The organism is Deltaproteobacteria bacterium (assembly GCA_016875395.1).
Lineage (GTDB): Bacteria > Myxococcota_A > UBA9160 > UBA9160 > UBA6930 > VGRF01.
Genome location: VGRF01000015.1, coordinates 45,007 through 71,234, shown reverse-complemented (window position 1 = coordinate 71,234; position 26,228 = coordinate 45,007). Strand labels below are relative to the sequence as shown.

Here is a 26,228-nt window from a genome sequence, read left to right as displayed (position 1 = left end):
GAAGCGGCAGCCCAGCCAATCCCCTTGCACCTGACGACGAAACGCGGGCTCGATGGAAACCGCAAGCCGCGAGCGCCCAAGCAGGCGAAGGCACGCTGCATAACGCGGCGCGCAGCGAGCCGGAGTCCTCGGAGGCGAGCGACGCCCAAGAAAAACGGCGGCCACGCCGCTCACAGGCCGCACGCCGCTCCCAACGAGCCGCCCCGGAACGCCCAGCTCCCTCCAGGCCACAGGGCCGCCCGGCGCGGCTTCGCCGCGCCGCGCTAAGCGACTTTGTGCACGGCCTTCGCGAGGCGCGAGACCTGGCGGCTCGCGGTCTCCTTCTTCATCACGCCCTTGGTCGCCGCCTGGCGCAGCGCCTTCTCGGCATCGCGCAGCCTCGCGGTGGCTGCCGCCTTGTCGCCGCTGGCGATCGCCTCGCGCAGCGCCTTCACGCGCGTGCGCAGCGCGCTCGTGACGCCGCGATTGCGGGCGCGGCGGCGCTCGGCCTGGCGAGCACGTTTCTCAGCGGACTTGTGATTGGCCACGGCAAATCTCCTTGATCGATCGATTCGGCTCGCGGCGGCGGGCGCCGCGTCGGGGCCAGCGCTCGGGCCGGCCGAAAAGGCGGCGCAACATAGGCGAGCCGTTTTGCGCGCGCCGCACTCCAGCGCGCCCCGCGGGCCACCGATCAGCCTCCCTGCGGAGGCAAGGGGATTTGCGCGTCTCGAGCGGCGGCAACCGGTGTGCGGCAGCGCTGATCGCCGTGTGCCTTTTCGGCGCACGCGCGGTGTTCGCTGCGCCGGAGCTCGCTGCCGAAGTTCCGACGGGGCCGGCGACCGCGATCGCCGACCCGGTGCCCGCACCTCCGCCTGCGCCGCCCCCGCGAGTCGCGTCGCCCTGGCCGCCCGCGCTCCCCGGCGAGCTTTCGGCGCGCGACCCCGCGCGCGGCAGCGTCGATCGGTCGTGGCGGCTCGGATCGCAGAAGCCGGAAGAGAAGGTCGCGCGCACGCAGCGCGCGGGACTCGATCTCGGCCTGCGCACCCTCGAAGGCCCCGCTCGCGGCCTCGTCTTCTCGGGCAGCACGGAGGATGCGGTCGAGCGCGCGCTGGACGCGGTGGCTCTCGCACCCGCCTTGCCGGCGGCGCATGCCGCGCTCGCCTCCGCGCACCTCGGTGCGGGCGATCCGCGCGCAGCCGTGTCGGCGATTCTGACGGCGCTCGCAGCGATTCCGGGGCACCTCGAGGCCCGCGCATGGATGGACGCCGCCGCGTTCGGCGCCGGCGCGAGGCTGGCGTTCCTGTGGGCGCTGGGGTTCAGCCTGCTCGGCGCGATCGCGTCGCTCCCGCACTTGCTCCATGGCCTCGGATCGACGCGCGTTGCGTGGGACGGACCGGTCTCGCTCGCGGCGCTCGCAGCCGGCGTGCTCGCGCTCGGCTGGGTCGCCGGGCCGCTCGGTGCCCTGGTCGGCCTGGCAGGGGTTGCCGCGGCGCACGGCGGGCTCGTGAAGCGCAGCACCGTCGCGCTCACCGCTGCGCTCGCCGTCTTCGCGATCTTCCACGCGAGCGAGCGCGAGGCGCTCGGGCGCGTCGCGCTTAGCGCGGACCCCGTGGCCGTGGCGGCGCATCGCCTCGAAGCCGGGCTGGGCACGCCGGCGGATCTCGGTCTCGTCCTGCAAGCCGCGCCGCGCGATCCCTTCGCGCTTCGCGCGGTTGCGCTGCACCAGAAGCGGTCGGGCGATCTACTCGTTGCTCGCGACTACTTCGCGCGCGCGCTGAAGCAGCGCGATCTCGGCGACGTTCGCAACAACGCGGCCAACGTCGCGTTCCGGCTCGGCGACATGCCTGGCGCGATCGCGCACTACGAACAGGCGGTGAAGCTGACTCCCGCTCCCGTCGCGTACTTCAACCTCGCGCAGGCCTACGGCCGCGCGGTGCGCCTCGACGATCAAGACCGCGCGCTGTCGATCGCGCAGGGGATCGACGCGGAGGTGGTCGCGCGCCTCACCGATCTCGCGACGAATGGCGATCGGCCGTTCGTCGCCGACATCCCGGTCTCGGTCGAAGCCGTGTTCGCGCGCACCGCGGACACCGGCGCTCCGGCGCGCCTCGCGCGTGCGCTGCGCGCGCGTGTGGTGCGCGGGTTCGCGGCGGACTCGCTCGCGGGCGCGCTCGGGCTGCTCGGAGTCGTGCTCGCTCTCGGCATCGCGGGCGGCGTCGCGCTCGAGCGCACGGCGGGTCCCCGCGACTTCTACGCCGACCTCGCGCGCACCCTGCGCTCCGGCGTGGGCGACTCGTCGCAGCGCGTGGCGCAGCTCGCCCGCCTCAAGCGGCAGCGCGCGCGCAGCGAGGCACTCCTCACCGCACTCGCGTTCGTGGTGCCGGGCGCCGCCGGCTTCCGCTTTGGGCGCCCCTTGCTCGCGTGGCTCGCCACGTTCGCGTTTGCTCTGGCCGTCGCAGCGCTCGGCGCGATCGCCGCCGCGCCCGCCGATCCGTTGGCCGTCGGCGCGCTGCCGGGCCTGCTCGTGCGGGCGCTGCTCGTCGTCGCGGCCGTTCTCTACGCAGTCTCCACCGCCGCAGCCTTCCTGCTGAAGGTGGAGGACTAACGTGGGCGTCGCGCTGCACGGCAATCTCCGCGACTTCGGCATCGGCGAAGTCTTCCAGCTGATCGGCCAGCAGCAGAAGACCGGCGTCCTCGACGTCGCCGCGGAGAACGTGCGCGTGCGAATCGCGTTCGATCGCGGCGGCGTGGTGTGGGGCGAGACCATGGGCCCCTACGAGCACGCCGCCCTCGGCGACCTCGTGGTGCGCAGCGGTCTCGTGAAGCCCGAGCGCCTGCTCGCGCTCGAGCGCGCGGTGCAGGACGGCGAGGGCGACCTGCGCACGCTGCTGACGACGCGCGGCGACCTCGGCGAAGCGCAGGTGCAGGAAGCGGTCGACCTGCTCACGCACAACACGATGTTCCTCTTGCTGCGCTGGACGCAGGGCTCGTTCCACTTCACCGCGCAGCCCGTGATGGGCGAGGGCGACACCGCCGCGGCCACGCCGGCCGAGCAGATCCTGATGGATGCGCTGCGCATGGTGGACGAGTGGCGCACGTTCGACGCCGACGCGCGCGCGCTCGACACAGTGTGGAAGCGCAGCGATGCGTTCGACGTCTTCCGCGAGCGCGCCGAGGGCGAGTCGCCGAAGCGCATCGAGCTCGCGCGGCGGATCTTCGAGGGGATCGACGGAAGAGCGAGCGGGGCGCGCTTGGTGGATCTGGCGCGCATCTCCGAGTTCGACGGCGTCTACTGGATCTCGCGCCTGCGCCGCGCGGGCGTGATCGAGCCGCTCGCGCGCGTGAGTGCGCCAGCGCGCGTCCGCGCCCGGCTCCGCTTCGACCTGTTCGAGTCGCTCGCGTCGGCCTCGGCCGTGATTCCGGTCGTGCTCCTCGGATTGGCGCTGGCCGGGCTCGCCACGGACAGCCGCGAGCGCCCCGAGCTCGCGGCGGGCGCTGCGCTCGCGCAGCAGGGCGACGCCGCCTTTGCGCGCGCACGGGCGCGGGCCGCCGTCGAGGCGTATCGCTTCGCGCACGGCGCGTGGCCGAAGGACATTGCGACGGCTCTCGCAGAAGTGCCCGGCGCGATGGCGACCGCAAACCCCGGCGAATACTATTTCGCGCACCGCGGCGACAACTTCGTGGTGCTGATGCCCGAGGAGTAGCGGTTACGACGACGGAGCGACCCCACTGAGCGCGCACGAGGCCACCAGTCGTCAGACCCTCGTCTTCGACGACAACCAACTCGCCTCGACTTTGTACGGGGAACGCGAGCGAACGCTTCGCATCGTCGAGCAGGACCTCGGGATCGCCGTGCACGCGCGGGGCAATCAGGTGCGGTTGTCGGGCGCCGAGGATCGCGTGCGCCTCGGCCGCCAAGTGCTGGAAGAGCTGTACGGGCTCGTGCGCGAGGGCCGCGAGGTTGCGCCGAGCGACGTGCACAGCGCGATCCAGGACGTGGCGACGGTGCCCGGCACGCCGCTGCGCGAGGTCTACAGCGACGTGCTCTCGCACGTGGGCTCGCGCCGCCGCATCGCCGCGAAGAATCTCTCGCAGCGCCGCTACCTCGACCTGATCGAGCAGCACGATGTCGTGATCTCGATCGGGCCCGCCGGCACCGGCAAGACGTACCTCGCGATGGCGATGGCGATCGCCGCGCTCAACCGCCAGGAGATCGCGCGGGTGATCCTCGCGCGGCCGGCCGTGGAGGCGGGCGAGAAGCTCGGCTTCTTGCCGGGCAACCTCGCCGAGAAGGTGAACCCGTACCTGCGCCCGCTCTACGACGCGCTGCACGACATGATGGACTTCGAGAAAGCGCAGCGACTGATGGAGCGCGGCGTGATCGAGGTGGCGCCGCTCGCGTTCATGCGCGGCCGCACGCTGAACGAGTCGTTCGTGATTCTCGACGAAGCGCAGAACACGACGCCCGAGCAGATGAAGATGTTCCTCACGCGCCTCGGCTACGACTCGAAGGCAGTGATCACGGGCGACATCACGCAGATCGACTTGCCGAGTCATCAAGGCAGCGGGCTCGTCGACGCGCTCGACGTGCTGCGCGACATCGACGGCATCGGCTTCATGCAGTTCACCGACCTCGACGTGGTGCGGCATCCCCTCGTGCAGTCGATCGTGCGCGCGTATGACCGCCGCGCCGCGGGGCTGCTGCAACCGCGCGGCGAGAACGGCGACAGCGAGGGCGGCGCGGGTGCGAAATGAGCGTGCGCGTCGCGGGCCCGCCGCGCGGCGCGCCGCGCTTCGACCAGCGCCTGTTCGCACGCCGCGCGCGCAAAGTGCTCGCCGCGCTCGCGCTGCCGCGAGCGGAGCTCTCGCTCGCGCTGGTGAGCGACGACGCGATCGCGCAGCTGAACGAGGCGCACCGCGGGAAGCGCGGCCCGACCGACGTGCTCTCCTACTCGCTGCTCGAAGGCGCGCATGCGGCGCGGCGCGGCGAGCTGTTAGGGGACGTGGTGATCGCGGTCGGCGTCGCCGCGCGGCAAGCGCGCGAGATCGGGCACTCACTGAACGAGGAGCTGCTGCGCCTGCTGATTCACGGCGTGCTGCACCTGCTCGGCTACGACCACGAGATCGCGCGCGACGCGAAGCGCATGCAGGCGAAAGAGCGCGCGCTCCGGAAGGCGGTGGCGTAGTGCCGACGAGGGCGGTGCGCTGATGCCCTGGCGCTGGATGCTCGCGTACGTGGCGGCGACGTTCTTCGCGTTCCCGCAGCCGCTCGGCGACACGTTCGTGCTCGACCTCGGCCTCGTGCTCGCGCCCGCCGCGCCCGCGCTGCTGCTCGTCGCGCTGCGCGGCCTCACGCCTTCACGCGCGCTCAAGGTCGGCTTCGTCGCGGGCTGGCTCGCGCACGCGGCGCTGCTCCACTGGGCGTACGTCGTCACCGTCGTCTACGGCCACGCGCCCGTCGTCGTCGGCCTGCTCGCGCCGTTCGGCATGTCGCTCTACGTCGCGCCCTTCATCGCGGGCTTCGCGTGGGTCGCGGCGCTGCTCGCGCAGCGCGGGCTCGCGAATCCGTTCCTGCTCGCGGCGGCGTGGACGACGTTCGAGTGGCTGCGCTCGTGGGTGCTCACCGGCTTCACGTGGGGCGGGCTTGGGTATGCGTGGCACGAGAGTTCCTTGCTCCCGCTCGCAGCTGGCGGCGGCGTCTATGCGCTGACCTTCGGCGCAGCGTTGGTCGGCGCGCTCGTCGCCTCGCGAGGCCGCGGCGCGCGCTGGGCGGGTGGTGTTGCGATCGCTCTCCACGTCGGGTTGCTCGGCTTGCTCGCCCTCCCGCGGATCACGCGCCACTACGTGTACGAACTCTACGACCCGCTCCCGTCGGAACGGCTGATCGTGGTCGCCGCGCTCCAGGGCAACATCGACCAGGGGCGCAAGTGGGATTCGCGAGCGTTCGAGGAAACGCTGCTCGCCTACGAGGACCTAACACGTCGCGCCGCCGCCGATGGCGCTCAGCTGATCGCTTGGCCGGAGACCGCGGTGCCGGCGCCGCTCGCGTACCCCGACCTGCACGACCGCATCGCTTCGCTCGCGCGCGAGGTGCGGACGCCGCTGATCGTCGGCGCAGTGGGCCTCGACTTCGACGCGCAAGGTCGCCCGACCGCGCACTACGACAGCGCTTTCTTGTTCTCGCACGAAGGCGTGCTGCTCGATCGCTACGACAAGACGCACCTCGTGCCGTTCGGCGAGTACCTGCCGCTGCGCCCGCTCTTGGGGCGCTTCGTCAAGGCGCTCGCGACGGGCTCGATCTCGAGCGACGTGAGCGAGGGCGATCGCGTGCGCGCGATCGATGTGCCGCTCGCGGACGGCACGACGATTCGCGTCGGCGTCCCGATCTGTTACGAGCTGATCTTACCAGATCTGGTGCGCCGCTTCGCCGCAGACGGCGCGCAGCTGCTCGTGGGCATCACCAACGACGCGTGGTACGGGCGCACCGGATCGCCGTACCAGTTCCTCGCGATGACCGCGATGCGCTCGGCGGAGACGGGGCTCCCCGGTGTACGGGCCGCCAACACGGGCGTGTCGGCGGTGATCCACTCGGACGGCCGCTTGCAGTCGCAAACGAGGATCTTCGAGCGCGATCTCGTTTACGGAGCGGTCGCCGTTTCCTCGGCTCCTGTGCGCCGAACCTTCTACACCCGCCACGGCGACCTCTTCGCCCACCTCTGCACAGCCGCTACGGTGCTCGCCTCTTTCGTCGCGTTGATCCGAGGCCGCAAGAAATCATGAGCGCAGCAGGAAGTTCCCAACAACTCGATCGCGCCGAGCTCGCCGAGCGGGCCAAGGCGCAGCGCGCGCGCTTCGACGAGTTTCGGGGGCGGCTTTGACGAGGCTGCGCTGCGCGCGCGGCTCGAGCGCCTGGACGCCGACGCCGCCAAGCCCGACCTCTGGGACAACCGCGAGCGAGCCCAACAAGTCCTGACGGCGAAGCGCGCGGTCGAGCGCGAGCTCGCGGGGCTCAAGGCGATCGAGGACGCGCAGAGCGACGCCGAGGTGCTGCTCGAGCTCGCCGCCGAGGCCGACGACGCGGAAGCCACGCGCGAGGCCGCCGAGAAGCTCGCGCTCGCGGAGAAGCGCCTCGCGGACGCGGAGCTGCAGCGCATGCTCGGCGGCGAGTACGACGCGGGCAGCGCGATCGTGACGATCAGCGCCGGCGCCGGCGGCACCGACGCCGCGGACTGGGCGCAGATGCTGCTCAAGATGTATGGGCGCTGGTGTGAGGAGCACGACTACAAGGTCGAGCTGATCGACGCGCAGGAGGGCGACGAAGCCGGGCTGCGCAGCGTGACCTTCACCGTGAGCGGCGACTACGCGTTCGGGTACCTGAAGGAAGAGAACGGCGTGCACCGCCTCGTGCGCATCTCTCCCTTCGACGCGCAGGCGCGCCGCCACACGGCGTTCGCCAACGTGCTGATCGTTCCCGAGCTCGACGACGAGGTCGAGGTCGAGATCGACGAGAAGGACCTGCGCATCGACACGTACCGGTCGGGCGGCGCGGGCGGGCAGCACGTCAACAAGACCGATTCCGCAGTGCGCCTCACGCACATCCCGAGCGGCATCGTCGTGCAGTGCCAGAGCGAGCGCTCACAACACAAGAACAAGTCGAAGGCGATGAAGGTACTGCGTGCGCGCCTTCACGAGCGCGCGCGGCTCGAGCAGGAAGAGAAGAAGGCGGCGCTCGCGGGCGTGAAGGCGGACGTGTCGTTCGGCAGCCAGATCCGCTCGTACACGCTGAATCCGACGCAGCGCGTGAAGGATCACCGCACCGACGTCGAGATCGGCAACGCGATGGCCGTGCTCGACGGCGAGATCGACGAGTTCATTCGCGCCTCGCTCCTGCAGAAGGCGGCGGCGCGAAAACCTGGAGCGACGGCGTGAGCGACCAAGAGCTGAAGTCCCGGCGCGAGCGGCTCGAGAAGCTGCGCGCCGCGGGCCTCGACCCGTTCCCCGCGCGCACCGGCGCGCACGTGCGCGTGGCCGCGCTGCGCGAAGCGCACGACGCGAAGAGCGCGGAGCAGCTCGATGCGGAGAAGCCCGTCGCCGCGATCGCGGGCCGCGTCCGCGCGGCGCGCAGCTTCGGCAAGCTCGTGTTCGTGACGCTCGGCGACGACGGCGCGCAGCTACAGGTGAGCGCGCGCCGCGGCATCACGCCCGAGGAGACGTTCGCGTTCGTGAAGAGCCTCGACGTGGGCGACTTCGTGCGCGTCGAAGGCACGGTGTGGCGCACGCAGAAGGGCGAGCTCACGCTCGATGCGCAGAGCGCGCAGATGCTCGCGAAGGCGCTGCGTCCGCTGCCTGAGAAGTGGCACGGCCTCGCCGACGTCGAAGCGCGCTACCGCCAGCGCTACCTCGACCTGCTCTCGAACCCGCGCGCGCGAGAGATCGCGCTGCTGCGCAGCAAGGTCACGTCCTCGCTGCGGCGCACGCTCGACGCGCGCGGCTTCCTCGAGGTCGAGACGCCCGTGCTCCAGCCGCTCTACGGCGGCGGCAGCGCGACGCCGTTCTCCACACACCACGAGAAGTTCGACCAGCACCTCTACCTGCGCATCTCCGACGAGCTCTACTTGAAGCGCTGTGTGATCGGCGGGCTCGATCGCGTGTACGAGATCGGCCACGACTTCCGCAACGAGGGCATCAGCCACAAGCACAGCCCCGAATTCACCATGCTCGAGTGTTATCAGGCGTACGCCGATTACACGCACATGATGGAGCTCGTGCAGGCGATGATCGTCGACGCCGCGCAGACCGCGCTCGGCACGCTCTCGGTGCCGCACGGCAACGGCACGCTCGAGCTCGGCGGCGCGTGGCGGCGCGTCACGATGACGGACGCGATTCGCGACGCGACGGGCATCGACATCCTCGCCGAGAACGATCTCGCGAAGCTGCGCGCGGCGGCGGCGCGCGCGGGCATCCAGCGGCTCGACGCGCCGACCTGGGCGCTGCTCGTGGACGAGATCTTCAGCGAGCGCGTCGAGCCGAAGCTGATTCAGCCCACATTCATCACGCACCACCCGACCGAGCTCTCGCCGCTCGCGAAGCGCGACCCAAACGATCCGCGGCTCGTGGAGCGCTTCGAGCTGTTCATGGCGGGCATGGAGCTCGCGAACGCGTTCAGCGAGCTGAACGACCCCGACGACCAGCGCGCGCGCTTCGAGGAGCTGCGCAAGGACGCCGCCGCCGGCGACGCCGAGGCGCACCCGATGGACGAGGACTTCCTCATCGCGCTCGAGCACGGCATGCCGCCGACCGGCGGCCTCGGCGTCGGCGTCGATCGGCTCGTGCGCATCCTCGCGGACGCGCCGAACCTGCGGGAGGTGATCCTGTTCCCGCACCTGCGGCCGGACGCGAAGTGAACAGCGTCGACGCGGCGCAGACCTCGCTGCTCGCGCAGGCACTCGGGGTTTTCGCGCTCACCTTCATCGTCGCGCTGCTGCTCGCGATCGCCGCGAACGCGCTGCTCTTCTTCGGCTCCGCCGTCGTCGTGCTCGAACGCTTCGCGCGCGGCGGCAAGCGCTGGCTGCACCTCGTGCTCGTCACGCTCGCGTGGGCCGCCTTGTTAGGCTTGCTCGGCACCGACGAGGAGTTCGTGGAGGGCCTCGGCATCGAGTGGCCCGGGCTCTGGCAATCGTGGCTCTTCTTCGCCGCGTGTGCGCTCGGCGTCGTCGTCGTCGCGCAGGGCCTGGTTGCGGCGTTGCTGCGTTTCGTACCGCCGCGCGCGCTCGCCTACGTCGCGATCGTGGTGCTCGGCCTCGCGTTCGCGGTCTACGCCGGCTGCCTCGATCAACTCGGCTACGTCGCGGCGCCTGCGGCGCTCGCAGCGGTGATCGCGTTCGCGCTGCGCGTGCGCCGCCAGCGCGCAGGCGAAGCCGAGGCCGGCGTCGACGAGACGCTCGCGGCGCTGCTCGCCGGCGCGCTCGCGGTGGGCGTGCCGATCGCGCTCGCGCTCCCGGAGTCGCGGCCCGATCTCGGCGCGTTCGGCGCACTCGCGGGCATCGCGTTCGCCGCGCTGGTCGCGCTCGGCCTCGCGCCGCTCGCGGCGGCGGGGTTCCTCGGCGCGCGCGGCAGCGCGGAGTGGTTCATCGCGCGGCGTTACATGTTCGCCAAGCGCCGGCAGACGTTCATCTCCGTCATCACTGGCATCTGCGTCGCCGGGGTCGCCGCGGGCGTGTGGCTGATCATCACCGTGCTCTCCGTGATGAACGGCTTCGAGAACGTGTGGCGCGAAGAGATCATCGGGAATCGCGCGCACCTCACCGTCTTCGACGGACGCGGCCTTCCGATCGAGCGCTACGAGGGCGTTATCGCGGACATCCTGAAGCACCCCGACGTCGTGGGCGCGTCTCCGTTCCTCGATGCCGAGGGCATGATCCGCGGGCCGCACGGCGAGATCGTGGGCGTGAAGGTGCGCGGCATCGATCCGCAGCGCATCACGCAGGTGACGGACTTGCAGGAGGATCTGCTCTACGGCTCCGAGGACGCGCTCGCGCACCTCGCACCCGAGCCAAGCGCAGACGGCGTGCCCCTGCCCGGCATCTTGTTAGGGAGCCAGCTGGCCGCGACGGCGAACGTCGGCCCCGGCGACTCGATCGTCGTGATCTCGCCCTTCGGCGGGCCGCCCACGCCGCTCGGCCCCGGCCCGCGCCTCAAGCGCTTCCGCGTCGCGGGCGTGTTCCAGACGAGCTTCTTCCAATACGACGAGGTCTTCACCTTCGTCGACCTCGCAGCCGCGCGCGACTTCCGCAAAGCCGGCGACATCGTCGACGGCATCGAGGTGCGCACCACCGACTTCTACCGCTCGGGCCGCGTCGCCGCGCAGCTGCAAGAAGGCCTCGGCTTCCCCTACTTCGCGCGCGACTGGAAGGAGTTCTTCCCTGCGTTCTTCCAGGCGCTGAAGACCGAGCGCGTGATGATGTTCGTGCTGCTCACGATGATCATGGTCGTCGCGGCGTTCGCGATCGTCGTGACGCTCATCATGATGATCATGGAGAAGTCGGCGGACATCGCGATTCTGAAGACGATGGGCGCGACCGACTCGGCGGTCGAGCGCATCTTCGCGATCGAAGGCACGCTGATCGGATTGTTAGGGACCGCCGCGGGAGTCGTCGCCGGCATCGCCGTGACGACCCGCCTGCCGTGGGTGCAGGCGCAGATCGAGACCATCACCGGCATCGACGTGCTGCCCGCCACGATCTACCAGTTCGGCACGCTGCCGTGGGAGATCGACCCGGGGCAGGTCGCGATCGTGGTCGCGATCGCGATGGTGCTGGCGCTCGGCGCGACGCTGCTGCCGAGCCGCCACGGCTCGAAGCTCGATCCCGCCGAAGCGCTCCGGGCCGAGTGATGGGCGCGATCCTCGAAGCCATCGCGCTCTCGAAGTCGTTCGCGACACCGAACGGCGAGCTGCACATCCTGCGCGAGCTCGAGCTCGCGGTCGCGCCCGGCGAGACCGTCGCGATCCTCGGCCAGTCGGGCGTGGGCAAGTCGACGCTGCTGCACGTGCTCGGCACGCTCGATCGCCCGACCAGCGGGCGCGTGCTGTTTCAGGGCGAAGACGCCTTCGCGAAGCCGCCCGAAGAGCTCGCGCGCTTCCGCGGCCGCTCGCTCGGCTTCATCTTCCAGCTGCATCACCTGCTGCCGGAGTTCAGCGCGCTCGAGAACGTGATGATGCCGGGCCTGCTCGCAGGCCTGCCGCGCGCCGAGCTGCGCGCGAAGGCTGGCGGCCTGCTCGAGGAAGCCGGGCTCGGGCACCGCATCGATCAGCGCGTGGGCAAGCTCTCCGGTGGCGAGCGCCAGCGCGTGGCGGTGACGCGCGCGCTCGTGATGGATCCCGCGCTCGTGCTCGCCGACGAGCCCACGGGCAACCTCGATCCCGACACCGGCGAGCGCGTGCACGAGCTGATGCTCGGCCTCAACCGCGCGCGCGGCACGGCGCTGGTCGTGGTGACCCACAACTATGAGCTGGCGCGGCGAATGGGCCGCGCGCTGGTCGTGCGAGAGGGGAAGCTCGAGCCTGCGGCGCTGTAGTGCGCTCCGAGAGCAGCGCTCCGCACGCGCTAACGCCCCGAATTCTCTCGCGATTCCGATTGCTCGCGAAAACCCACCCGGTTAGAGTGCGCGCCGCTTCGGGGCCGGCCGCGCCGTGGGCTTCGATTCGCGTGCGAGATGAGTGACGTCTCGCTCGGCCCTGGGTTGGACCTCCGCGGCTCAGATTTTTCTGCCAAACAAAACCGCCCCGCTGGCTGCGGGGTCCGAGACTCGAAGTAGGAGACGCCTCAGGATGCGCGAGCACCGGACAGCGACGACGTATCGTGCGTCCGAGCCACTGTTCGACTCCGCTCGGCTTCGGGCACTCCGCCTCGCTGCGCGCCTTGCTTGCTGAGCTTTCCGGACCCAACACAGGAGGACGGCCCACGTTGGGTGCCGAGCGCCATGTCCATCCCCTGCTGACGCGCGCCCTCGCGGCGGCGCTCGCATTCTTGGTCGCCGCGCTGCCGGTCGCCGCGCAGCCGGCGCGCGAGCCGAGCGCGCGCGTGATCGTGCTCCCGTTCCAGGTGCACAGCGCGCGCCAGCTCGGGTACCTCGAAGCCTCGCTCGCGGATCTGCTCACGACCCGCCTCGAAGCGACCGGCGCGGTCGACGTGCTGGAGCGCGACGCCGCGACCGACCCGTACAAGAACGCGACGGGCTCCGAGCCCGGCCTGCGCGCGATCGCGCTCGAGCGCGGTGCGCGCTTCGTGATCACGGGCAGCCTGACCGAGCTCGCTGGGCAGTACAGCCTCGACCTACGCGTGGCGCCCGCCGCGGGCGGCGCGGCGACCACGCTCGACGCCGCAGCGAGCGGCGACGATCAGCTGCTCGACCGCATCGGCGACCTCGCGCTCCAGATCGCCGAGGTGGTGGGCGGGCGCGCCGCGCGGCCGCGCGTCGCGAGCATCGAGATCGAGGGCGTCCCGGACGAGCTCGCCGCGAAGGCGCTGATCGAGACCCAGGTCGGCGAGCCGTTCGACGGCGACGTCGCGCGCGCCGACGCGGAGCTGCTCGGGCGGCAGCCTGGCTTCGCGACTGCCACGGTCGAGTCGAGCCAGAGCGAGCGCGGCATCGACATCGTGTTCCGCGTCGTCGAGATCGCCCGCATCGTCCCGGGTGGCGAGCAGCAGGCGACCGCCGGCTCGCGCGTCGCCGAGGTGCGCGTGCGCGGTAACCGCCGCATCGAGGAAGCCGCGATCCGCGCGCGCATCACCACCGCCGTGAACGGGCAGCTCAGCGCGGCGCGCCTCGCGCGCGATGTCCGCGAGATCTACTCGCTCGGCTTCTTCAAGAACGTGCGCGTGCTGCAGGACGAGGTGGCCGGCGGCGTCGCGATCACGTTCGCGGTCGAAGAGAACCCCATCGTTCGGCAGGTCTCCGTCACCGGCAACGACGAAGTCGACAGCGACAAGATCAAGGACAACCTCACGCTGACCACGGGCTCGACGCTCGACTACCCGCTGCTCACCGAGAACGTGCAGCGCATTCAGGGCCTCTACCGCGCCGAGGGCTTCTACCTCGCCGACGTGAAGTTCGAGATCGAGCAGCTGCCTGCCGACGCCGTGGCAGTGCACTTCGTCGTCGAGGAAGGCGAGAAGTCGAAGCTCGAGAAGATTCGTTTCGTCGGGAACAAGGCCTTCAGCGACGAAGAGCTGATGGAGAAGTTCAAGACCAAGGAGTGGAAGTGGTTCACGATCCTGTGGACCTACTTCGACAAGTCCGGCCGCTACTCCGAGCCGATTTTAGAGCAGGACCTGAAGACGGTCAGCGAGAAGTACCTCGACAACGGGTACATCCAGGCCGAGATCGGCGATCCCGAGGTCGAGGCGACGAAGAAGGGCCTCGTCGTCACGGTGCGCGTGCGCGAGGGCGACCAGTTCAAGGTCGGCGCGATCGACATGCAGGGCGACGAGACGATCGACAAGGAGCTGCTGCGCCAGGCGCTGCAGCTAAAGGAAGGGCAGGTGTTCTCGCGCAGCCTGCTCGACGACGATCGCGAGCGCCTCGAGCACAACTACTCCGACCGCGGCTTCTTCAACGCCAAGGTCGAGCCCCAGACCCGCGTGCATCCGGAAGAGAAGACGATCGACGTCGCGTACGACGTGAAGAAGGGCTCGCTCTCGTTCCTGCGCGAGATCGACATCACCGGCAACAAGACCACGATCGACCCGGTCGTGCGCCGCGAGCTGATGATCGTCGAGGGCGAGCTCTACTCCGCCGCGGCCGTCGACATCTCGAAGGCGCGCCTCGAGCGGCTGGGCTTCTTCGAAGAGGTGGAGATCGCGCCGGTCAACACCGACTACCCCGACCAGATGGATCTCGGCGTGAAAGTCGTGGAGAAGCCGACGGGCTCGCTCTCGTTCGGCGCGGGCTACTCGTCGCGCGACGGCTTCATCGTGTCGGGCTCGGTGTCGCAGTCGAACCTGTTCGGCCGCGGTTATCAGGGATCGGTCGTCGCGGACGTAGGCGGCCGCACGAACCGCTTCTTCCTCACGCTCGGCGACTCGTACTTCTTGGGCAGCAACTGGGGCCTCTCCGGCCAGCTCTTCCGCACCGCCCTCGATTACCCCGGCTTCGATCTCGACCAGTACGGCGGTGAGCTCGTCACGAGCCACTTCCTCAACGAGAACGGCACCGCGCGCGCGTTCCTGCGTTACAGCTTTGCGAACCGCGAGATCGAACGAAGCGGCATCTTCAGCACGCAGATTCAGGACTCCGCATCGCTGATTCAGCGCGAGGTGGCGACCAAGAGCCAGGTCACGAGCCTGCTCGGGCTCTCGGTCCGCTACGACACCCGCAACGACCGGATCACCCCGAGCGCCGGTCGCGTCGCGGACCTCGGCCTCGACTTCGCGGGCCTCGGCGGCTTCTCGAAGTTCGCGCGCGTGGAAGGCAGCGCCGCCGTCTACAAGCGCAACCCGCGCTGGCTGCCGGACTGGCTGCCCTCGGCTGAGCGCGGCGTGTGGGTGGTCGGCGGACGCTTCGGCCTCGCTTATCCGCTGAACAATCTCGGCGATTTCGATCTGCCCGCCGTGGACGTGCGCGGCGACGGCCGGGGCAACGACGATCTGAGCCCCGAAGTGCGCTCGCTTCAGTTCATCGACCGCAACCTCGAGCTGCCGATCAGCGAGCGCTACTTCGTCGGCGGCATCGGCCAGTACCAGCTGCGCGGCTTCAAGGCGCGCGACATCGGTCCGCGGCGCGCGGAGCTGGTGCCGGTCGTCCGCCTCGAAAATCTCGATCCGAACAATCCCTTCCCGGCGGTCGAGGAGAACCTCTACCGCCCGCGCGGCTACCGCGTGGACCTCGCGACCGGCACCGTCGGCTGCACCGACAACATCCCCGCAGACGGAAACAGCAACGCGTACTGGGAAGCGGGATTCGGCAACGGCAACGGTCGCTGTAACTCCATCTACGACCGCAAGCTTTCCGACTTCGAAGACCTCAAAGAGACCGACATCATCGGCGGGAATAAATTCTTCACGACGACCGTCGAGTATCGGTTCCCGATCAGCGAAGAGTTCGGCCTGATCGGCATCGCCTTCGTGGACGCCGGCAACGCGTTCGCAGAAGACGAAGACATGTGGGACACCGGACTCTGGCGCTTCGGGGCTGGCGCCGGCGTGCTTTGGTTCTCACCCTTCGGCCCCTTGCAGCTGTTCCTCGGATTCCCGCTCGACAAGACCGTGGTGGACAAGTCGATGGTGTTCGAGTTCTCGGTCGGCGGTCAGGGCTTCTGAGCCGCGACCTCTAGATCCCCGGAAGGAGCATTCGCAATGAAGTTTCTGACCTCCCGCATCGCGGCGCTCGTGGCGCTCTCGATGTTGCTGGTGCCGCTCGCCGCCGCGGCGCAGGAAGTGAAGATCGGCTTCGTCGACCGCGAGAAGGCGCTGTTCTCGACCGAGTCGGGCAAGAAGGTGTTCGCCGAGCTGAAAGGCAAGACGACGGCCGCCGAAGGTCAACTCAAGCCGCTCGTCGATCAGATGGAAGCGCTGCAGAAGGAGATCGAGGCGAAGAAGTTCGTGCTCTCGCAGGACGCGCTGCGCGAGATGCAGGCGAAGCTGCTCGGTCTCCGCAATCAGTACGAGAACAAGGGCAAGGAGCTCGAGGGCCAGCTGAAGATCGACCAGGCGCGCTTGATCGGGCCGCTCGAAGAGAAGCTCAACACGGTGATCGCGAACGTGGGCAAGGAGCAGGGCTACACGCTGATCATGGAGCGCCAGGTGCGCCAGGTGCTCCTGTACACCCGCGAGCAGCACGACATCACGGACCTGGTGGTGTCGCGCTTCAACGCCGCCAAGTAGCCCTCGTGTGACACGCATCCACCCGAGTGCGGTGGTAGATCGGCGGGCGAAGCTCGCCGACGACGCCGCGATCGGGCCGTACTGCACGGTCGGGCCTGAGGTCGAGCTCGGGCCCGGTGTGGAGCTCGTCTCTCACGTGCACGTGGCGGGGCACACGACGATCGGGCCGCGCACGCGCGTGTTCCCGTTCGTCGTGCTCGGCGAGGAGCCGCAGGACAAGTCGTTCTCGGGCGAGTCCACGGCGCTCACGATCGGCGCCGACAACGTGATTCGCGAGCACTCGAGCATTCACGTCGGCACGCTGCGCGGGCGTGGGCGCACACAGATCGGCGACGACAACCTGATCATGAACGGCGCCCACATCGGGCATGACGCGCAGATCGGCTCGCACATCATCGTGGCGAGCCACGTCGCGATCGCGGGCCACGTCGTGGTCGAGGATCACGCGAACATCGGCGGCCTCTCGGGCGTGCATCAGTACGCGCGCATCGGTGAGTCCGCGATGGTGGCGGCGCTCTCGGGCGTGACGCTCGACGCGCCGCCGTTCTCGCTGGTTGCGGGCGATCGCGCAACGCTGCGCGGCCTCAACGTGGTGGGCCTGCGCCGGCGCGGCTTCGACAAGCGCGTGCGCGACGAGCTGAAGCGCGCGTACCACATCCTCTTCTTCAGCAAGCTGCGACTCGAGCCCGCGCTCGAGCGCGTGCGCGCCGCTGGCTTCGCCAGCGGCGAGGTGGCGCGCTTGGTGAGGTTTTTCGAGGCGTCGGAGAGGGGCGTGAGTCGGTAGGCGTTCCGCGGCGCCGAGGCGGCCACCACTTTCCTTGTTTGCTTCGCATCGGGCTCGAAGACTCGCCCGCTGCTGCGCGCTTCGCCGACGCGCGGCGATGCACTTAGGCAAACGCGACCTCGGGAGCGCGTCGGCGAATCTTCCCCGTTTACTTCGCTCGCCTTCGGCTCGCTGCGCGCTTCGCTTGCGGCCTCGGCCGACCCGCTTGGCAGTCGCGTTCGACTTCGAGGTCGTCCCTGCGCGTTGCCGGCGCGGCCATGCGTGTCCTCGGTGCGGCCACTGAGCCGCCTCGCGCGGAGTAGAGTGCGCGGCCATGGCTTGGTGCTGTCGCCGTGGCTGAGGCGTTGCCGCTTGCGTTGATCGCGGGCGCGGGGGCGTTGCCGGTGTTGCTTGCGCGCAGCGTTCGTGGGAGCGGGCGGCGCGTGGGCGCGGTGGCCTTGGAGGGGCTCGCGGCGCACGAGATCGAGCGCGATGTGGATGCGTGCGAGTGGCTGCATCTCGGCGAGTTTGCGCGGATGCTCGAGACGCTGGCGCGCAGCGGGGCGCGCGAGGTGGTGCTGGCCGGGAAGGTGCCGAAGGCGTTCATCTGGCAGCGGCGCGAGCTGGTGAAGCCGGATGCGAAGGCGCTGGCGATGCTCGCGTCGCTGAAGGATCGCGCGGACGACTCGCTGCTGGGGGCGATCGCGCAGCTGCTCTCGGTAGAGGGCTTTGCGCTCGCGAGTCAGCTCGAGGTGGCGCCGGAGCTGGTCGCGCCGCCGGGCCACATTGCCGGCCGCGCGCCGAGCGATGCGGAGTGGGGCGACGTCGCGTTCGGGTTTCCCATTGCGCGTGCGCTCGGCGGTCTCGACGTGGGCCAGAGCGTGGTGGTGCAGAGCCGCGCGGTGCTCGCGCTCGAAGCGATCGAGGGCACGGACGCGGCGATCGCGCGCGGGCTCACCTTCGCGGAGCGCGGCAAGCCCGTGTGCGTCGTGAAGGTGTCGAAGCCCGCGCAGGACGCGCGCTTCGACGTGCCGGCGGTCGGGCCGGACACGGTGCGCGCGCTCGCCGCGGGCGGCGGCGGCACGCTCGCGGTCGAGGCGAGGCGCACGCTGCTCTTGGGGCGCGCCGAGCTCGCGGCAGAGGCGGAGCGCGCCGGCGTCGCGGTGGTTGGCGTGTGCGAGAGCGAGGCGCGCGTGTGAAGACGATGCGCATCGCGGTGGTGGGCGTGGGGCACATGGGCCGCTTCCACGCCGAGAAGGTGGCGGCGCTCGCGCGCGAGGACGCGAGCGTCGCGCTCGCCGCCGTCGCCGACCGCCACCTCGACCGCGCGCAGGCGGCCGCCGCGCGCACGGGCGCGTTCGCGACGACGAGCGCGCGCGAAGCCTTCGCGCGCGCGGATGCCGCGATCGTCGCGGTGCCGACGGCGGCGCACGCGGAGCTCGTTGCGCAGGCGCTCGAGGCGGGGCTCGACGTGCTCGTCGAGAAGCCAATCGCCACCACGCTTGCCGAAGCCGAAGCGCTCGTCGCGCTCGCGCGGCAGCGCGAACGCGTGCTGCAAGTCGGTCACCTCGAGTGGTTCAACGCGGCGATGCGCACCGTCGCGGCGCGCGCATCGAAGCCGCGCTTCTTCGAGGGCCACCGCCTGAGCCCGTTCCCCGCCCGCTCGCTCGACATCGACGTGGTGCTCGACCTGATGATTCACGATGTCGACATCGTGCAGCGTCTGGTCGGGGCCGAGCCCGTGCGCATCGAGGCGCTCGGCGTGCCCGTGCTGACCGAGCGCGCCGACATCGCGAATGCGCGGCTCACTTTCGCCGACGGCTGCGTCGCGACGCTCACCGCGAGCCGCGTCTCGCAGCGGCCGATGCGCAAGCTGCGCTTCTTCCAGCACGACGGCTACTTCGCGATCGACTTCCTCGAGCCGAGCGTCACGATCGGCCAGCGCGGCGCCGCGAGCGCGAGCGGCGAGCGCAAAGTCTCGTTCGAAAAGATCACGATCGACGAGGCCGACGCGCTCGGGCAGCAGCTGCGCGCGTTCGTGCAGGGCGTGCGCGAGCGCCGGCCGCTCGCGGGCGGCGGCGACGAAGGCCTCGCCGCCCTGCGCACCGCGCTGCGCATCGCCGAGTCGATGCCGCCGGTGGCGTGATGCGACTGCTCGTGAGCGCCGGCGACGCGTCCGGCGAGCTGCACGCCGCGGCAGTCGTCGACGCGCTGCGCACGCGCGCCGCGGGCCTCGACGTCGCCGCGCTCGGTGGTTCCGCGCTCGAGAAGGCGGGCGCGCGCATCCTCGTGCCGCAGGCCGAGCTCGCGATCGGCGGACTCGTCGAAGTGTTGGGGGATCTCGGCCGCGTGCGGCGCGCGTGGGCGCGCATGACGCGCGCGCTCGCCGAGGAGCGGCCCGACGTGGTGATGCTCGTCGACTCGCCCGACTTCAACATGCCGCTCGCGAAGCGCGCCAAGCGGCTCGGTCTGCGCGTGCTCTGGTTCATCAGCCCACAGCTGTGGGCGTGGCGGCGCGGACGCGTGCGCAAGATCGCGGCGCGCGCCGACTTGCTCGCGGCGATCTTCCCCTTCGAGCTCGCCGTGTACGCAGGGACGCCGCTGCGCGCCGAGTTCGTCGGCCACCCGCTGGTGGACCGCCTCGCGCCGCTCGCGGCGCGCACGCGCGCAGAGTGCCGCGCAGCGCTCGGCCTCGACGCGGAGCGCTCGCTCGTCGCGCTCTTCCCCGGCAGCCGGCGCAACGAGCTCCGTAACAACCTCGGGCTGCACGTCGACGCCGCGCGCGCGCTGCACGCGCAAGATCAGCGCGTCGCGTTCGCGCTCGCCGCTGCGCCCTCGCTCGCGCGCGAGGAGGTCGAGCGCGCGCTCGCGGCGCTGCGCCTGCCGCAGCTGATGGAGCTGCGCATCGTGGCGGACCGCGCCCACGTGCTGATGCGCGCCGCCGACGCGGTGCTCGCGAAGCCCGGCACCACCACGCTCGAAGCCGCGCTGCTCGGAACGCCGCAGGTCGTGACGGCGCGCGTGCCCGAGCTCACGTGGCAGCTGGTTCGCCGCCTCGTGAGCACGCGCTACTGGGCGATGCCGAATCTCATCGCGGAGCGCGAAGTCGTTCCCGAGCTCGTGCAGCACGAGGCGGACTCGCAGCGCGTGGCCGCGGCATTGCGCGGGCTGCTCGCGGGCCCCGCGCGCGACGAGCAGCTCGCGGGCCTCGCGCGCGTGCGCGCGGCGCTCGGCGGCGGCGGCGCGGCGCAGCGCGTGGCCGAGCTCATGCTCGAGCTCGCCGCGAGGCGCTGACGTGAACGCGCTCACCCACGCTGGCGCCGCACTCAGCGCGCTCGCGCTCGCGCCGCCGCTCGCGCTGGCGTGCTCGTTGCGGCCCGCCTGGCGCACCGGCATGTCGGAGCGCCTCGGCGCGCATCCCGCGCGCGGGCGAGCGATCTGGATTCACGGCGCGAGCGTGGGCGAGGCGCGCGTCGGCGCGCGCATCGCACGCGCTCTGGCGCAGCGCGGCGAGGCCGCGGCGGCGTCCGCGACGACGCTCGCCGGCCGCGCGCAATGGCGCGCACTCGCGCCTGACGCCGTCGCGGGCCTCGCGCCGCTCGATCATCCGTGGTGCGCCGAGCGCGCGCTCGCGCGGGTCGGTCCCGAGCTGCTCGTGCTCGTCGAGACGGAGCTGTGGCCGAGCTGGATCGCGCGCGCACACGCGCGCGGCGTGCGTGTGGCGCTCGTGTCGGCGCGCATCTCGGAGCGCAGCTTTCCGCGCTACCGCCGCGCGCGTTTTCTCCTCGCGCGCACGCTCGCGCGCATCGACGCGATCGGCGCGCGCAGCGAGCGCGATGCCGAGCGCTTCGCCGCGCTCGGCGCCGAGCCTTCCCGAGTGTCCGTGACGGGTGACCTCAAGCTCGAGCCCGATCCGGCGCCCGCGCTGATCGCGCCCGACCTCGCGGCGCGGCTCGGCGACGTGCCGCTGATCGTAGCGGGCAGCACACACGCGGGCGAAGAGGAAGCCGCGCTCGCCGCGCTCGCCGCCACGGAGGCAGCGGGCCTGCGCGCCGCGCTCGTGCTCGCCCCGCGCGACGTCGCGCGCGCGGGCGAAGTGCTCGCGCTCGCGCGCGGCCGGCGCGTTCGCACGCGCAGCGCGGGCGAAGGTGCGCCGCTGCGCGCGGGCGAAGTGCTCGTGCTCGACACGCTCGGCGAGCTCGCGGCGCTGTGGGCGCGCGCCGACGTCGCGTTCGTGGGCGGCTCTCTCGCGCCGGGCCCGGGTGGGCACAACCTGCTGGAGCCCGCGCAGCACGGGCGCCTCGTGCTGCACGGCCCGCACGTCGCGAACGCGCGCGAGGCGGCAGAGCTGTTAGGGGCCTGCGGCGGAGCCGAGCGCGTGCTCGACGCCGCCGATCTCGCGCGCGCCGTGGTGGGCGCGCTGCGCGATCCCGCGCGCGCGAGCGCGCGGGGCGCCGCCGGCCGCGCTGCGACCCTCGCGAACCGCGGCGCGCTCGAGCGCACGCTCGCGCTGCTCGATCGCGTGCGCGGCGCAGCATGAAGCGCCCCGGCTGGTTCGACGCGCGCGAGCCTTCGCTCGGGGAGCAACTCGCGCTCGCTCCGCTCACGGCCCTGTCGTGGTGTTACGGAGCCGGGGCGGCGCTGCATCGCTCGGCGTACGCACGCGGCTTTGCCGAGCAGACGCGCCTCGCGTGCAAGGTCGTGAGCGTGGGCAGCCTCGTCGTGGGGGGCAGCGGGAAGACGCCACTCGCGGCCTGGATCGCCGCGCAGCTGCACGCGCGCGGTCGCCGCGTCACGCTCGCGAGCCGCGGCTACGGCGGCACGCCGCGCGAGCGCGTGCACGTCGCGAGCGACGGCGCGCGCGCGCTCGAGCCCGCGAGCGTCGTCGGCGACGAGGCGCTGCTGCTCGCGCGGCTCGCACCGGGTGTGCCCGTCCTCGTCGCCCGCGCACGCGCGCTCGCAGGTCAGCGCGCGATCGAGGAGTTTCGCGCCGACGTGCTCGTGCTCGACGACGCCTTCCAGCACCACGCGCTCGCGCGCGACGTCGATCTCGTCGCGTTTTCGGCGCACGGCTTCGGCAGCGCGGCCGTGCTGCCGCGCGGCCCGCTGCGCGAGCCGCTCGCGGCGCTCTCGCGCGCGCACGCCGTGCTCGCGCCGCGGCTTCGCGCGCGCGACGAAGCGTTGCTCGCGCGTTACGCGCCGAAAGCCGCGCGCTTCGCGGTGCAGCGCGAACCGCGCGAGCTGCGCGCGCTGGACGGCGCGCGCGCGAGCGAGCCGCCCGCGTGGCTGGCAGGCCGCGAGGTGGGCGTGCTCTCCGCGCTCGCGCACCCGCGTGCGCTGCGCGAGAGCGCCGAGCTGTTAGGTGCGCGCGTCGTCGCCGAGCGCGTGTTCGCCGATCACCACCGCTACGAGGAGCGCGATGTCGCGGGCCTCGCGCATGACGCGCCGCTCTGGGTCACGAGCGAGAAGGACGCGGTGAAGCTCGATCCCGCCCGGCTGCGCGGCGCCGACCTGCGCGTGCTCGCCGAAGACGTCGCGGCCGCGAAGCACGAGGTGTTCCTCGCGTGGCTGGAGACGCGGCTCTAGCGGAGCACGCCCCCTCTCTTGCGCTTGCTCGAGATCCGCCTTCGGCGGTTCGTAGGGACTCGGTACTCGAGTGGCTTCTTGCATTACGCCCCGCATGCGCAGCTAGCGTTCGCGTTCTTCATTGGAGCACGCCCACATGATCTCCGCTTGGGACGACTTCCCCATCCACCAAACCTCCGAGCCGGTTCGCCTGGTCGCGACCAGCGATCGCAACTTCTACGACCGCTACTACTTCAACTTGCACGGCTCGTCCGACGAGCTGTTCATGGTGATGGGCCTCGGCGTCTACCCGAACCTCGGGACGCAGGACGCCTTCGCGGTGGTTAGGCGCGGCGCGCATCATCGCGTGGTGCGTGCGTCGCGAGCGCTCGGCGACCGCAGCGACCTGCGCGTGGGCCCGTTTCGGCTGGAAGTGCTGGAGCCGCTGAAGAAGCTGCGCTTCGTGCTGGAGCCGACCGAGCACGCGATCTCGTTCGACGTCACGTGGGAAGGCTCGATCCCGGCATGGCAGGAGCCGCGCCATTTCGTGCGCCGCCAGGGCCGCGTGCTGTTCGACACCTCGCGCTTCGCGCAGACGGGCACCTGGGCGGGCACGCTCACCGTCGCCGGCGAGAAAATCGCCGTGACGCGCGACCGCTGGTGGGGCACGCGCGATCGCTCGTGGGGCGTTCGGCCGGTGGGCGAGCCCGAGCATCCGGGCATTCGCCAAGGCGAGATGGCGATGGGCGGGATGTGGAACTACTTCCCGATGCAGTTCGCCGACCACTCGATCCTCTACATCTGTCAGGAGACCGCGAGTGGCGAGCGCGAGCTCGAAGAGGGCGTGCGCGTGTGGAGCGATCCCGCGCGGCCCGCGGATCACCTCGGGCGGCCGGAGTGGCGCCACGAGTTCACGCCCGGCACGCGCTTGTTACGGAGCTCGCGCGTCGCGTTTCCACACGCCCCGGGCGGCGGGTTCGAGGTGACGTGCACGCCGATCCTGCCGTGCATGGTGAGCGTGGGGACCGGCTACGGCATGGACGCGGACTGGCGCCACGGCATGTATCAGGGGCCGCTCGTCGTGCAGGGCGTCGAACGCAAGCACGACGAGGTCGTGCCGATCGGGCAGTACGGCGTCGTCGACCAAGTCGGCCGTTTCGAGTACGGCGGGCGCGTGGGTTACGGCCTCTACGAGCACGGCTTCTTCGGCGCCTTCCCGAGGCTCGGGCTGACAGGGCCGGGAGACGTCGCGAAGTAGCTGGAGCACGGCGCGCATCCGACGCTCGCTGGGACGGGCGTCAGCGCCGCGGATAGCGCCACGCGTGGAGTGCGCTGCGCAGCTGCTCGCGGCGCGCTGCCGCGCGGAGCGCGCGCAGCAGCGCGTCGTCGCCGGCGCTGTACTCGCGTAGGAACGCGTCGCGCTCGGGCACCCCAAGCGGGGCGCCGCGCTTCGCGAGCGAACGCCAAAGGCGCGCGATCTCGCGCATGCGGCGCGGGGCCGGCACGGGCGCCGCGATGCGCGCGCGATCGAGGTCGAGCAGCGTGACGGCGAAGGCGCCGCTCCTCTCTCGCACGAGCACGTTCGTGGCGTTGAGGTCGGCGTGGCGCCCGCCGCGATCGTGGAAGGTGCGAACGGCAACCGCGGTCGCGAGCAGTGCACTCGCGCGCGCGGGGCCAAGCACTTCCTGCGCGAGCTCGCGGCCGGCCACGCGCTCGGTGCCTATCGCGCACTCCCAGAAGACGCGCCGCCTCCGCGCGAGCGCGAATGCGGGCCGCGCCACTGGTGCACCCGCGGCGAACAGCTCGCTCGTCACGCGCAGCTCGCGCAGCACGCGCTGCGCGCTCGCCTGCGCGCCGCCGAGCACGGGACCCAACAACCCGCCGCGGCGCAGCGTGCGCGCGACGACTTCGCGATCGAGTCCCGGCCACGCGACGAGCGTCACTCCGCCGCGCCCGCCCGCGACGCGGGATCCGCCGCGTGCGATTCGTTCGAGCGCATCCGCCTCGAACAGGCCGAGCGCACGCGCGCCCTCGGCGAGGTCGCTGCGCACGAGCGTGACGGCGCCGCTCGCCTCTTCCCGCACGAAGCCGACGGGCGCGGTCACGCATCCCCTCGGCGCGCGCGCCACAGCAGCGCGAGCGCCGCCGCGCCGAACAGCGCGTTCGGCAGCCACAGCGCGAGCGCCGCCGGCGCGAGGGACTTCTTCGCGAGGTACTCGGCGCCCGAGAGCGCGACGTAGTAGGCCACCGTCGTGAGCGCGCAGAGCAGCGCGCCGCGCGAGCGGCCCGCGCGCGCTTGCCCGAGCGCGAGCGGAATCGCGAGCGCGGCGAGCACGAGCGGCGCGAGCGGAAGGGCGAGGCGCCGGTGCAGCTGAATCTCGTACTCCGCCGCGCTCGCGCGCTTCGTGCCGGGCGGTGACGCGCCCGTGCGCGCCACGTGCGCGAGCGCGTCGCGCAGCTCGCGCTCGCTCATCTCGCGTGGTCGCAGCTGCTTCGAGAGCGCCTTTACCGTGTCCACGTCGAAGGCATAGTCGAGGCCGTGGAATGCGATGCGCTGGGTGCGTGCGCGATCCACCTGCGGACTCTCGAGCTGGATCTCGCCCTCGCGCAGGCGCAGGTGCGCCGTTCGCGTCTGCGCATCGAGTCCGAACTCACCCTCGCGCGCGGTCACGACGAACGGGCGCGCGGGGTCCGTGCGATCCGAGATGAAGACGCCGCTGAGCCGGCCATTCGCATCGCGCCCGTCGACCAGCACGAGCCGCGCGCCGTCGCGGTCGAGCGGGCTCAGCTCGCCGGGCTGAATCAAACCGCCGCGGCCGGCCACGTTTGCGGCGATCTCGACGAGCCGCCTGCGCGCCTCCGGCTCCTCGTCGCCGAGCAGCCGCCACGTCGCGAAGCTCACCGCGAGCGCGAGAGCGAACACCGGCGCCGCGAGCTGCGCGAGCGAGACGCCGTGCGCGCGCAGCGCCTTCACCTCGTTGCTGGCGGCGAGCTGCCCGAGCGCAGCGAGTACGCCGAACAGCAGTGCGATCGGCAGCACGTAGCCCGCGAGAAACAGCGCGACGGTGCCGAACAACGCCAGCGCGTCCACGACCTTCACTCCGAGTCCCAACAAGTCCTCGAGCTGGCGCAGCAGGTTCTGCAGCACGAAGACGCCGCCGAAGGCGACAAAGCCGATCGCCGCGTAGGCGGCGATCGGGCGCGCGACTAGCAACCAGATTGTTAGGGGGGTTTTGATGTTGCGTTCCTTCTGGGCGTTGGCGCGACGTTTCCTACGCGCGCTTCTCTCCTTGTTTACTTCGCATCCGGCTCGAAGACTCGCCGTCTGCTGCGCGCTTCGCTTGCGGTCTCGGCCGACTCGCTTGGTGGGAGCGTTCGACTTCGAGGTTGTTCTGACTGGGTTGAGGGCGTGGCAATGCGCGGAGGTGGTTGCGCGCGTGTCGCCGGCTCGGTGGTTTGCCGCGTTGAAGAAGCGGAGGGGCTTGCTTGGAGTCGAATGCAGATCGGTGCTGGCGGTCGAGGCGGCGGGCGGAGCGCGC

21 protein-coding genes are annotated in these 26,228 nt (G+C 71.3%); 18 read left to right on the top strand and 3 right to left on the bottom strand.

Annotation, left to right across the window (positions count from 1 at the left end; genetic code table 11):
- Positions 1-263: 263 nt before the first annotated feature.
- Positions 264-527 (bottom strand): 30S ribosomal protein S20, encoded by a 264-nt coding sequence (rpsT, locus tag FJ091_12870; protein ID MBM4384242.1) that lies wholly within the window; start codon positions 525-527, stop codon positions 264-266.
- A gap of 170 nt (positions 528-697) precedes the next feature.
- Between rpsT and FJ091_12865 the strand changes: the two genes are divergently transcribed.
- The 18 genes from FJ091_12865 (at position 698) to FJ091_12780 (ending at position 23,947) form a co-directional block, all read left to right on the top strand.
- Positions 698-2,584 carry a hypothetical protein gene (locus FJ091_12865; GenBank protein MBM4384241.1) on the top strand — a complete coding sequence of 629 codons (1,887 nt, stop codon included), beginning with the start codon at positions 698-700 and terminating at the stop codon, positions 2,582-2,584.
- A 1-nt stretch (position 2,585) separates the two neighbouring features.
- Positions 2,586-3,683 (top strand): DUF4388 domain-containing protein, encoded by a 1,098-nt coding sequence (locus tag FJ091_12860; GenBank protein ID MBM4384240.1) that lies wholly within the window; start codon positions 2,586-2,588, stop codon positions 3,681-3,683.
- A 25-nt stretch (positions 3,684-3,708) separates the two neighbouring features.
- Positions 3,709-4,734, top strand: coding sequence for a PhoH family protein (locus tag FJ091_12855; protein MBM4384239.1), 1,026 nt, complete (start codon positions 3,709-3,711; stop codon positions 4,732-4,734).
- Positions 4,731-5,165, top strand: coding sequence for an rRNA maturation RNase YbeY (gene ybeY, locus FJ091_12850; GenBank protein MBM4384238.1), 435 nt, complete (start codon positions 4,731-4,733; stop codon positions 5,163-5,165). The genes FJ091_12855 and ybeY overlap by 4 nt, the downstream gene beginning before the upstream one ends.
- Before the next feature lie 22 nt (positions 5,166-5,187).
- Complete coding sequence (lnt, locus tag FJ091_12845) at positions 5,188-6,759, top strand: apolipoprotein N-acyltransferase (GenBank protein MBM4384237.1); 1,572 nt, start codon at positions 5,188-5,190, stop codon at positions 6,757-6,759.
- A gap of 27 nt (positions 6,760-6,786) precedes the next feature.
- Positions 6,787-7,908 (top strand): peptide chain release factor 2, encoded by a 1,122-nt coding sequence (gene prfB, locus FJ091_12840; protein MBM4384236.1) that lies wholly within the window; start codon positions 6,787-6,789, stop codon positions 7,906-7,908.
- Positions 7,905-9,383, top strand: a complete 1,479-nt coding sequence (gene lysS / locus FJ091_12835; protein ID MBM4384235.1) for a lysine--tRNA ligase — start codon at positions 7,905-7,907, stop codon at positions 9,381-9,383. Before prfB ends, lysS begins: the two co-directional genes overlap by 4 nt.
- Complete coding sequence (locus tag FJ091_12830) at positions 9,380-11,371, top strand: ABC transporter permease (protein ID MBM4384234.1); 1,992 nt, start codon at positions 9,380-9,382, stop codon at positions 11,369-11,371. Before lysS ends, FJ091_12830 begins: the two co-directional genes overlap by 4 nt.
- Positions 11,371-12,054, top strand: a complete 684-nt coding sequence (locus FJ091_12825) for an ABC transporter ATP-binding protein (protein ID MBM4384233.1) — start codon at positions 11,371-11,373, stop codon at positions 12,052-12,054. The genes FJ091_12830 and FJ091_12825 overlap by 1 nt, the downstream gene beginning before the upstream one ends.
- Positions 12,055-12,443: 389 nt before the next feature.
- Entirely contained in the window at positions 12,444-15,797 is a 3,354-nt protein-coding gene (gene bamA, locus FJ091_12820) for an outer membrane protein assembly factor BamA (protein MBM4384232.1), read from the top strand.
- Between the two features lie 36 nt (positions 15,798-15,833).
- Positions 15,834-16,361 (top strand): OmpH family outer membrane protein, encoded by a 528-nt coding sequence (locus tag FJ091_12815; protein ID MBM4384231.1) that lies wholly within the window; start codon positions 15,834-15,836, stop codon positions 16,359-16,361.
- Between the two features lie 7 nt (positions 16,362-16,368).
- A complete protein-coding gene (lpxA, locus tag FJ091_12810; GenBank protein MBM4384230.1) occupies positions 16,369-17,145 on the top strand; it encodes an acyl-ACP--UDP-N-acetylglucosamine O-acyltransferase in 777 nt (258 codons plus the stop codon).
- A gap of 332 nt (positions 17,146-17,477) precedes the next feature.
- Entirely contained in the window at positions 17,478-18,323 is an 846-nt protein-coding gene (lpxI, locus tag FJ091_12805) for a UDP-2,3-diacylglucosamine diphosphatase LpxI (protein ID MBM4384229.1), read from the top strand.
- Positions 18,320-19,270 (top strand): Gfo/Idh/MocA family oxidoreductase, encoded by a 951-nt coding sequence (locus FJ091_12800; GenBank protein ID MBM4384228.1) that lies wholly within the window; start codon positions 18,320-18,322, stop codon positions 19,268-19,270. Before lpxI ends, FJ091_12800 begins: the two co-directional genes overlap by 4 nt.
- Complete coding sequence (lpxB, locus tag FJ091_12795) at positions 19,270-20,418, top strand: lipid-A-disaccharide synthase (GenBank protein ID MBM4384227.1); 1,149 nt, start codon at positions 19,270-19,272, stop codon at positions 20,416-20,418. The genes FJ091_12800 and lpxB overlap by 1 nt, the downstream gene beginning before the upstream one ends.
- A 1-nt stretch (position 20,419) precedes the next feature.
- The gene (locus FJ091_12790; protein ID MBM4384226.1) at positions 20,420-21,664 is read left to right on the top strand and encodes a 3-deoxy-D-manno-octulosonic acid transferase; all 1,245 of its coding nucleotides are present in this window, start codon (positions 20,420-20,422) and stop codon (positions 21,662-21,664) included.
- Positions 21,661-22,710 (top strand): tetraacyldisaccharide 4'-kinase, encoded by a 1,050-nt coding sequence (gene lpxK / locus FJ091_12785; GenBank protein ID MBM4384225.1) that lies wholly within the window; start codon positions 21,661-21,663, stop codon positions 22,708-22,710. The genes FJ091_12790 and lpxK overlap by 4 nt, the downstream gene beginning before the upstream one ends.
- A 136-nt stretch (positions 22,711-22,846) precedes the next feature.
- Positions 22,847-23,947 (top strand): hypothetical protein, encoded by a 1,101-nt coding sequence (locus tag FJ091_12780; GenBank protein MBM4384224.1) that lies wholly within the window; start codon positions 22,847-22,849, stop codon positions 23,945-23,947.
- A gap of 40 nt (positions 23,948-23,987) precedes the next feature.
- Here FJ091_12780 and FJ091_12775 read toward each other — a convergent pair whose 3' ends face one another.
- Positions 23,988-24,794, bottom strand: coding sequence for a hypothetical protein (locus tag FJ091_12775; protein ID MBM4384223.1), 807 nt, complete (start codon positions 24,792-24,794; stop codon positions 23,988-23,990).
- A complete protein-coding gene (locus FJ091_12770; protein MBM4384222.1) occupies positions 24,791-25,903 on the bottom strand; it encodes an LptF/LptG family permease in 1,113 nt (370 codons plus the stop codon). The genes FJ091_12775 and FJ091_12770 overlap by 4 nt, the downstream gene beginning before the upstream one ends.
- Between the last annotated feature and the right edge of the window lie 325 nt (positions 25,904-26,228).

Coding starts and splice junctions, on each gene's coding strand:
- ybeY (MBM4384238.1), top strand. CDS start 4,731: ATGAGCGTGCGCGTCGCGGGCCCGCCGCGCGGCGCGCCGCGCTTCGAC.
- lnt (MBM4384237.1), top strand. CDS start 5,188: ATGCCCTGGCGCTGGATGCTCGCGTACGTGGCGGCGACGTTCTTCGCG.
- FJ091_12825 (MBM4384233.1), top strand. CDS start 11,371: ATGGGCGCGATCCTCGAAGCCATCGCGCTCTCGAAGTCGTTCGCGACA.
- FJ091_12815 (MBM4384231.1), top strand. CDS start 15,834: ATGAAGTTTCTGACCTCCCGCATCGCGGCGCTCGTGGCGCTCTCGATG.
- lpxB (MBM4384227.1), top strand. CDS start 19,270: ATGCGACTGCTCGTGAGCGCCGGCGACGCGTCCGGCGAGCTGCACGCC.
- lpxK (MBM4384225.1), top strand. CDS start 21,661: ATGAAGCGCCCCGGCTGGTTCGACGCGCGCGAGCCTTCGCTCGGGGAG.
- FJ091_12780 (MBM4384224.1), top strand. CDS start 22,847: ATGATCTCCGCTTGGGACGACTTCCCCATCCACCAAACCTCCGAGCCG.